Annotated in this window: 11 protein-coding genes and 1 pseudogene; 2 read left to right on the top strand and 10 right to left on the bottom strand. The window is 60.5% G+C overall.

The features are described from left to right. Positions 1-28: 28 nt before the first annotated feature. Positions 29-193, bottom strand: coding sequence for a hypothetical protein (locus CKO42_RS25640; protein WP_200251841.1), 165 nt, complete (start codon positions 191-193; stop codon positions 29-31). A 92-nt stretch (positions 194-285) separates the two neighbouring features. Here CKO42_RS25640 and CKO42_RS25635 point away from each other — a divergent pair, with 92 nt between their 5' ends. Beyond that, a complete protein-coding gene (locus CKO42_RS25635) occupies positions 286-498 on the top strand; it encodes a hypothetical protein (RefSeq protein ID WP_200251835.1) in 213 nt (70 codons plus the stop codon). 48 nt (positions 499-546) lie between these two features. Here CKO42_RS25635 and CKO42_RS25630 read toward each other — a convergent pair whose 3' ends face one another. The 4 genes from CKO42_RS25630 to CKO42_RS25615 all read right to left on the bottom strand — a co-directional run bounded on the left by CKO42_RS25630 (position 547) and on the right by CKO42_RS25615 (position 2455). After that, positions 547-720, bottom strand: a complete 174-nt coding sequence (locus CKO42_RS25630; RefSeq protein ID WP_200251827.1) for a hypothetical protein — start codon at positions 718-720, stop codon at positions 547-549. After that, complete coding sequence (locus tag CKO42_RS25625; protein ID WP_200251824.1) at positions 680-1096, bottom strand: putative toxin-antitoxin system toxin component, PIN family; 417 nt, start codon at positions 1094-1096, stop codon at positions 680-682. The genes CKO42_RS25630 and CKO42_RS25625 overlap by 41 nt, the downstream gene beginning before the upstream one ends. After that, positions 1080-1337: a hypothetical protein gene (locus CKO42_RS25620; protein ID WP_200251818.1), complete on the bottom strand. Its 258-nt coding sequence runs from the start codon at positions 1335-1337 to the stop codon at positions 1080-1082. Before CKO42_RS25620 ends, CKO42_RS25625 begins: the two co-directional genes overlap by 17 nt. A 119-nt stretch (positions 1338-1456) precedes the next feature. Then, complete coding sequence (locus tag CKO42_RS25615; RefSeq protein WP_242479706.1) at positions 1457-2455, bottom strand: Rpn family recombination-promoting nuclease/putative transposase; 999 nt, start codon at positions 2453-2455, stop codon at positions 1457-1459. Between the two features lie 219 nt (positions 2456-2674). Between CKO42_RS25615 and CKO42_RS25610 the strand changes: the two genes are divergently transcribed. Then, positions 2675-3058 (top strand): flagellar protein FlaG, encoded by a 384-nt coding sequence (locus CKO42_RS25610; protein WP_200251815.1) that lies wholly within the window; start codon positions 2675-2677, stop codon positions 3056-3058. 43 nt (positions 3059-3101) lie between these two features. Here the strand turns inward: CKO42_RS25610 and CKO42_RS25605 are convergent, their stop codons facing one another. From CKO42_RS25605 to CKO42_RS25590, 5 genes and pseudogenes are all read right to left on the bottom strand, one after another. After that, complete coding sequence (locus tag CKO42_RS25605) at positions 3102-3875, bottom strand: hypothetical protein (RefSeq protein WP_242479705.1); 774 nt, start codon at positions 3873-3875, stop codon at positions 3102-3104. Continuing rightward, the gene (locus CKO42_RS27705) at positions 3847-4026 is read right to left on the bottom strand and encodes a hypothetical protein (RefSeq protein WP_242479704.1); all 180 of its coding nucleotides are present in this window, start codon (positions 4024-4026) and stop codon (positions 3847-3849) included. The genes CKO42_RS25605 and CKO42_RS27705 overlap by 29 nt, the downstream gene beginning before the upstream one ends. A gap of 329 nt (positions 4027-4355) precedes the next feature. Further along, a complete protein-coding gene (locus tag CKO42_RS25600; protein ID WP_200251812.1) occupies positions 4356-4661 on the bottom strand; it encodes a type II toxin-antitoxin system VapC family toxin in 306 nt (101 codons plus the stop codon). Beyond that, complete coding sequence (locus CKO42_RS25595) at positions 4661-4906, bottom strand: type II toxin-antitoxin system Phd/YefM family antitoxin (protein ID WP_200251810.1); 246 nt, start codon at positions 4904-4906, stop codon at positions 4661-4663. Before CKO42_RS25595 ends, CKO42_RS25600 begins: the two co-directional genes overlap by 1 nt. Before the next feature lie 353 nt (positions 4907-5259). Further along, positions 5260-5598 (bottom strand): annotated as a pseudogene (locus tag CKO42_RS25590) (DUF4351 domain-containing protein); the annotation flags it as partial.

Genomic DNA, 5598 nt, shown 5'->3' with positions numbered 1-5598 from the left:
AGTCAATCTCGGCGTGGATGGCCGGGAATCATAGCGCGAGGAACTCGGGGAAGAAGCGTTCGAGGGCTTCTTTCCAGGGGCTGTCTTGGTCGTTTCTGGGGCCGCCTTCGTCGTGCTTGGGGCTGCCTTGGTCGTTATTGGTTGCGACCGTTGCAGCCGGGGTGTTGTCGGTGTTGATTTCGGTGGTCGCCATGGGCTGAGTTTAGCCGATTAGGCCAGCGCATTGTGTCAAGACGGAGGCTGAGACCGTAGCGCTTCGATCTGGGCAAGGCTTAGGCCGGTGGCTTGAGCGATCTGGCTGTCTTTGAGCAGACCGATGCTGATGAGTTGCAGGGCGGTTTCCCGGTTGGCTTCTTGGCGGCCTTCTTTGTGGATCAGCGCGGCGATCTCGGGCGGGGCGAAGCCTTCGATGAGCTGTTGGACGAACTCAGGGTGACTGAAGAGCTCTTTTTAGCCGGTGTCGTGGTGGTTGGGCATGGGGCTGGGGTTGGTTGGTGAGCGGGCTGCTGGCCGGCGGATCACCCAGTCGATGAGGCGGACGCGCGCTCAGTGATCCCTGCGCTGTTTCGCCAGCCAGGCTTCGATGACGGCGGGGTCGAGGCCTTTGAGGCGCTGCTCGGGATCTAGGCGCTTGAGGATCGCGTCGGGGTCGCGCTTGAGCGCGTCTTCGATCACCAGTTCATGGGTTTCGCGGATGAAGTCTTGCAGGGTGTAGGCCATCTCGGATGCCTCTGAACGCTTTTAGCGTCAGTAAGTCATCATCGCCTGATACCAATACATCAACACGACCGGCCAAGGCGCAGGCAAGAACAGCATCATCATCCGGGTCTCGACAGACAGGTCTGTTGAGCGGCGCAGGATAGACTTGTTCAGTGAGCGCGCTGTAGTCTGCGACTAACTCGGAAGCGGTCAAGCCGGCGTCCTTGATTTTGGTGGTGAACTTGTGGCGTGCCAGGACTTCTGCCAGTTCCGCGATCAGACTCTCGCTCGAGACGATGCTGATGTGCCGTTGCCGACACGCTTGAATGATCTGTCGAGGCGCGCCTTTCCAAAGTAGGCCGGAGACGACTGTATTGGTATCAGCGACGATGCGCATTGGCATCCAAGGGCTTTTGCGCACGCGCGGCTTGGATCTCCGACTGGATCTCTTGGTTGCTCATCGGTGGCGTATCGAGCGCATCAAGTTTTTCCATGGCCTCCGCAAGCCGCTGGCTCGCGGCTTGGCGCCCCTTGTCACGGCGTTGCTTGATGAATTCGAGAAAATCATCAACCTCTACCAGTTGACTCGGCGGTAGCGTTTTTAGCTTCTGGTAGAGCACTTCGGCGGTCGTGTTCATCGGCTATCCTCGACAACAGGGACGGACCAGCGACAACAGGGACGGACCAGGGTTTAGACTTTCTGGTCAGTAGGCGCAGGGTGGTCAGCGTGGGCTCGGGCTCGAGGCTGGCGCGGCCATCACCTGGTCGTGAAGAGGTCTTCGAGCGCGTTGGCGGTGAGGATCAGCTCGACCCAGGTGTCCAGTTGCTCGTCTGTGGCTTGCTCTAGGCGTTTGGATGCCGACTCGGGGATGTCGCCGAATTTGAGGGTGATGAGTTTGCGGAGGGTGCCCTCCACGCCCGCCTTGCGGCCTACCTTTTGGCCTACTTTTTGGCCTTCTTTATGGCCTTCTTCGCGCTCGCGTTCTGCCCAGTGTTGTAGGTTTTCGGCCAACATCGCTTTGTCCTCGACGAGTGAGTTGATCTGGGTAAGGTCGATCTGTGCGCCAAGGCGCTGGAGATGACGCTTGAGCCAGCGGGTAATGAGCCGGTCAAGGCGGGCCTTGTTGGGGTCAGCCTGGATCAGGCGCACCAGCCGATCGACGGCGGCTTGCAGGGAGGCGCGATCGCCTGAGGCGATCTCGACCTGGATGATGCCGCTGAGCGGGCTGTCGATGGCGCTGAGCTGCTCGGAAGTGTAGCGCCCTTCGTCGATCAAGTAGTAGCGCAGATGGGGTTGGTAGGCGCGCAGGAACTGTGGCGGCTCGGGGCGGATTTGCTCGCTGATGTCCTCAGCGGCGCTCCAACGGTCGAGTCCGTTGTAGAGCACGATCGGCAGGATTGGGGGCAGCCCTTGAGCGGGCGTGGTGACCTTGGTCTTGATCAGATGCTGGTAGAAGCAAGCGACGTAGTGCAGCATGCGCAGCGGCATGGTCGGATCGACGGTAGATTGGAATTCGATCAGCAGGTAGAGAAACAGGCGCTGGGTAATGCCTTGCCAGTGCACCTCGAGCGACCAGACGACGTCTTCGAATTTCTCCTCGAACAGTGGCGTAATGTAATTGCCGCTGTGGTTCTTGAGGGTACTGAAGTCCATCAGGGCGGCGATCTCGGGCGGGGCGAAGCCTTCGATGAGCTGCTGGACGAATTCAGGGTGGCTGAAGAGTTCTTTGTAGCCGGTGTCGTGGTGGTTGGACATGGGGGGTGGGGTTGGTCAGCAGGTTGCCGGTTGCCGGTTACCGGTTACCGGTTACCGGTTACCGGTTACCGGTTACGACTACGTTAGAGACGTTGGCAGATCCTGTCCAGTGCAGTGTGATGGCCGATATCAGCCAGACCACACCGGGTGCAGCCCCCGTGAACCCCCTGAACCCGCGCCAGGGGGAAACCCGAGACGGACCACGGTTTAGCCTAGCTGATGTCCAGTGCCATCACCGATATCAGCCAAACCGCCCCGAACACCGCCCCGGTCAACCAGCTCAACCCGCGCCAGCGCTTGGAGGGCTTGCTGCAGGCGTTGCCCAGCGTCGGCAGTACGCTGGCGCAAGCGCAGAGCAATCAGGCCCCGGGCCGCAGTGATCTGGAAGAACCGCTGCAGCGGGTGAACGAGGTGATGAACAATGATGGCGTGCAGTTCGAGATGAGCGAGCCGCCCGGCGAACGCCTGATCACGCGCATTGTGGACAGCGAGTCGGGCGATGTGCTCCGCCAGATCCCACCGGAGGAGGTGCTGCGCATGGCGGAGAAGATCATGGAGATGACCCAGGCGGCGCGCGGTGACTTGGTGAATCTTCAGGCTTGAGGGGTTGGGGGAAGCGCTGCAGGATCAAGCCCCGTTTTCTCTCTCAGTGATCCCTGCGCTGTTTCGCCAACCAGGCCTCAATGGTGGCTTCATCAAGCCCTTTGAGGCGTTCCTCGGCATCAAGCCCTTTGAGGCGTTCCTCGGGATCGTAGCGCTTGAAGATGTCTTCAGGATCAAGGCCCTTGAGGCGCTCCTCGGCATCAAGGCCCTTAAGCCGTTCCTCCGGATCAAGCCCTTTAAGCCGCTCCTCTGGCGCGAGCTGATCGAGATAGTGCTCGATGATCCACTTCCGGGCTTCGCGTTGCATGTCTTCAAAGGTGTGCGCCATGTTGCCGTCTCCGAATTTATAGTGGGCGATCAGGTTGTGCAGGTGAACACCGATCTCACTGCGCGGGTGGTACTGTTGCAGGGCGAGGCGGCGCTGCGCCTCATCGCTCGAGAAGAGCCGCCACGGGGCATTCTGCGGCAGCGGGCGTAGGTCGTTGATGACGACCAGACGCACCCTGCGGGTGCCGGCACGCAGCTGGAAGATGCCCGGGTGCTCGCCTCTTTGACAACTGCCCGGAGGCAGCTGTTTGATCAGCTTGCGCGGAAAGCGGGTCGCGATCGCCAAGCAGCGGAAATCCGTAGCGGGCAACAACGGATAGGCCTTCGCCGGCTCCGTGATCGGCCTATCATCATCCGCCGGTCGATGCCTGAGTACGCGTAGAGAAGCGAGCTTGCGGTAGGTCACATAGTGGCTGACCAACTCCTCCAAGGCCCAGGCATCGTAGGCCTGGCCACCCGCCTTATAGCTCAGCAGATTGTGCGCGGCCAAGTCCTCGAGCCCGTCGGGGCGCTGAAGGGGAGTCTTGGCTGCGCAGCGCCAACTCTTCCTCGGTGCTGACGCGATAGGGCAGCCCGATCAAGGCATCGGCCAGGGCCTTGCCGAGCAGATCGTGCCAAGGAATCCGCCTCTTGTCGGTCATCGGATGAGAGACCAGCAGGGCGCGGCCTCGCCGCTGAGGAGCCGCTTGCTCGCAGGGTCGGTGTTCATGTCTCGCAGCATAGACCAGTCCGGGATGGCGCGGATAGAAAAGCGGACCAAAAACCGGACCCGACCCTGAGGTATCCCCACAACTTTTTCTTTGGAATCAGTCAGATGTTGGCATCGATAGCACCGGGGCTGGACTTGGTCAGCAGTAGCGCAGAGCAATCAGGCCCCGGGCCGCAGTGATCTCGAAGAGCCGATCGGAATTCCCAAAAACAGGCATGGCCATGCCGCTATTGTCGCCGAGATCCGAGGTTCCAGAAGCGGCTATGCGGGGAACAGCTCGACGCCATAGCGCGCGAACAAAGGATCAGCTGTGATCAGCCGCATCGGCTCGCTCTGTGCCTGAGCGATCAGCAACCGATCAAAAGGATCGGCCCTGTAGACCACATCAGGCTCCACATCGAAATCGGGACGCTCTAGCGCGCGCTTAATCGCAATTTCCCAAATGTTGGCCGCGCTGAAGAAAATCTCGTGATCTGGTGATTCCAAAAGCGCTCGCGAAGAGATCCCCAGTCGATCTGGCGCCATCAAGGCCCACAACAGGATGTGGGTATCAGTGAGCGCGCGCATCAAGACCCTTGGATCGCGTCAAGAAAGTCGTCAGGCGTTGGCGGAATCGGCGGACCATCACGACCGGGCAGATTGAAGCGGCCTTGAAGGCACCCGAGTGTGCGTGGCGGCTTCTCTTCGATACGCACAAGGCGTACCACAGGGATGCCGGCGCGTGCGATGACCACTTCGCCTCCGGTTTCGACCTGTTCGATCAGTTGGGATAGCCGTGTTTTAGCCTCGTGGATGTTGAACTGAGCCCGCATATTAGTCCTCTCTTAGCTAACCTCAGGATAGACCGTGAATCCGGCCTCAGCAAGCCTTGGCGGCCTTCTTTGTAGCCTTCTTTTCGGCCCTCCTGGCGCTCGCGTTCTGCCCAGTGTTGTCGATTTTCGGCCAACATCGCTTTGTCCTCGACGAGTGAGTTGATCTGGGTGAGGTCGATCTGTGCGCCAAGGCGCTGGAGATGGCGCTTGAGCCAGCGGGTGATGAGCCGATCGAGGCGGGCCTTGTTGGGGTCGGCCTGAATCAGGCGCACCAGCCGATCGACGGCGGCTTGCAGGGAGGCGCGATCGCCTGAGGCGATCTCGACCTGGATGATGGCCCTTGGCGCCGCGTCTCAGTGGAAGACGGTTTCGGGGCTCTCGGCGGTGAGGATGTTGTCAAGCCAGGCGTCGAGCTGCTTGATGTTGGCGGCTTCGACGCGCTCGCGGTAGCGCTCGGCGCAGTCGGGGCCAAATTTGCGGGTGAGTTGGCGGAGGAGTGTTTTGGCTTCGCCGCGCTGTTCGCCAATGATGGCGCCCTTATCAATCCCGGCCTGCTCAACAGTAATGGAATGGTCCGCCCCGCTCCTCCAACACACCCCGAGCGGGCACAATAAGCGATGATGAGAACCCATCGTCAACCAAGGTAGCGGAGCAGACCAATGACAGAGACTCACAAAGACCGGGCCATCACG

It is taken from the genome of Lamprobacter modestohalophilus, assembly GCF_016583905.1.
In the GTDB taxonomy this organism is placed as follows: Bacteria; Pseudomonadota; Gammaproteobacteria; order Chromatiales; family Chromatiaceae; genus Lamprobacter; species Lamprobacter modestohalophilus.
Note: the sequence above shows the minus strand (reverse complement) of the source record. Positions and strands in the feature narration are given on the sequence as shown.

Excerpts from the sequence above, each read along its gene's own strand:
- CKO42_RS25640 (WP_200251841.1), bottom strand. The coding sequence starts at position 193 with ATGGCGACCACCGAAATCAACACCGACAACACCCCGGCTGCAACGGTC.
- CKO42_RS25630 (WP_200251827.1), bottom strand. The coding sequence starts at position 720 with ATGGCCTACACCCTGCAAGACTTCATCCGCGAAACCCATGAACTGGTG.
- CKO42_RS25625 (WP_200251824.1), bottom strand. The coding sequence starts at position 1,096 with ATGCGCATCGTCGCTGATACCAATACAGTCGTCTCCGGCCTACTTTGG.
- CKO42_RS25620 (WP_200251818.1), bottom strand. The coding sequence starts at position 1,337 with ATGAACACGACCGCCGAAGTGCTCTACCAGAAGCTAAAAACGCTACCG.
- CKO42_RS25615 (WP_242479706.1), bottom strand. The coding sequence starts at position 2,455 with ATGTCCAACCACCACGACACCGGCTACAAAGAACTCTTCAGCCACCCT.
- CKO42_RS25610 (WP_200251815.1), top strand. The coding sequence starts at position 2,675 with ATGTCCAGTGCCATCACCGATATCAGCCAAACCGCCCCGAACACCGCC.
- CKO42_RS27705 (WP_242479704.1), bottom strand. The coding sequence starts at position 4,026 with ATGACCGACAAGAGGCGGATTCCTTGGCACGATCTGCTCGGCAAGGCC.
- CKO42_RS25600 (WP_200251812.1), bottom strand. The coding sequence starts at position 4,661 with ATGCGCGCGCTCACTGATACCCACATCCTGTTGTGGGCCTTGATGGCG.
- CKO42_RS25595 (WP_200251810.1), bottom strand. The coding sequence starts at position 4,906 with ATGCGGGCTCAGTTCAACATCCACGAGGCTAAAACACGGCTATCCCAA.